Raw genomic sequence first — 1,010 nt, 5'->3', positions numbered from 1 at the left:
AGGAGCTCAAGAAAAGCATATTCCTGATACACCGAACTATAAACAAGAATTAGCAAATGGAAAAAATAAGAGCATTTTCTATGGCGATAATAAAATAGCGCAAGAATTGCTTGATAAGTTTGCCGGAAAAGGAACCACTGTTACCAAAAATAAAGAAAGAGTGGACTTTGGTAAACCAATAGGTAAATACTATGACATTGTGACCGGACAATATATAGAGACTAATAGAGGAATGATACATTATGGAAAAGATGGTGCCCATATAGTACCAGCAAAACCATCAGAATAAAATTAAGAAAGAGGATGTCTATGGAAGCAGATTCTTTATTTAAAACATTAACAGAGCATGAAGGTGTAGAAATCATATTAGAGTGGAACAGTGGGTTGAGAATTATAGGCAAAACAGATACATTTTATGAGACAGACAATGGATTAGATGATGATGACCCCGCATACGCAGAATATTATGCAACAGCATTTCAAGTAAATCATATTTTATCTCAACCTTCTACTAACGAAGGTATTGTATATAATTGGTTGAAACAAGAAAAAAGTTCATTGGTTGAAATTTCTCTCTATGATGATCCACCAAGTGCAGTGTTTTTAACTGACGGAAAAAGAGTATGGGAAAGAGAAATGTGTAAATAATAGGTGGTATTTAAAATGTTACCTTGATTGGCATATATGCCAATCAAGGTTTTTTTCTATGTTTTTACACCTGTAAAGGGTGTTCATCGATGGTATAAAATTGGCTATAAGAAAAAGAGACGGATGAGAGTATGAGTGTACTTAGGATATCTAATAAGAAATCTCAATGCGGATTTTGTGAAAAAACAATGAGAAGAACTTAGGGGATTATAGAAGAACAAGCTCGTCAAACCGAGATGAAACAAATTACTTTGCAAAAACAACAATTTAACTTGCAAGAGTAGGAAGACAATAGATCATGGCATGAAAAAACAGCCATTTATGCGCAAACATTTTTGCATGGAGTTATCGAATTTTTTCAA

2 protein-coding genes are annotated in these 1,010 nt (G+C 33.5%); both read left to right on the top strand.

Annotated elements, in window-relative coordinates; translation table 11 throughout:
* Positions 1–289: polymorphic toxin type 50 domain-containing protein (locus BAQ46_RS23660; protein ID WP_071742913.1), on the top strand; the 289-nt coding region annotated here is incomplete at its 5' end.
* Positions 290–309: 20 nt separating this feature from the next.
* The gene (locus BAQ46_RS23655; RefSeq protein ID WP_071742912.1) at positions 310–648 is read left to right on the top strand and encodes a hypothetical protein; all 339 of its coding nucleotides are present in this window, start codon (positions 310–312) and stop codon (positions 646–648) included.
* Positions 649–1,010: the final 362 nt, after the last annotated feature.

The sequence above is a fragment of the Bacillus paranthracis genome (assembly GCF_001883995.1).
Taxonomy (GTDB): Bacteria; Bacillota; Bacilli; order Bacillales; family Bacillaceae_G; genus Bacillus_A; species Bacillus_A paranthracis.
Note: the sequence above shows the minus strand (reverse complement) of the source record. Positions and strands in the feature narration are given on the sequence as shown.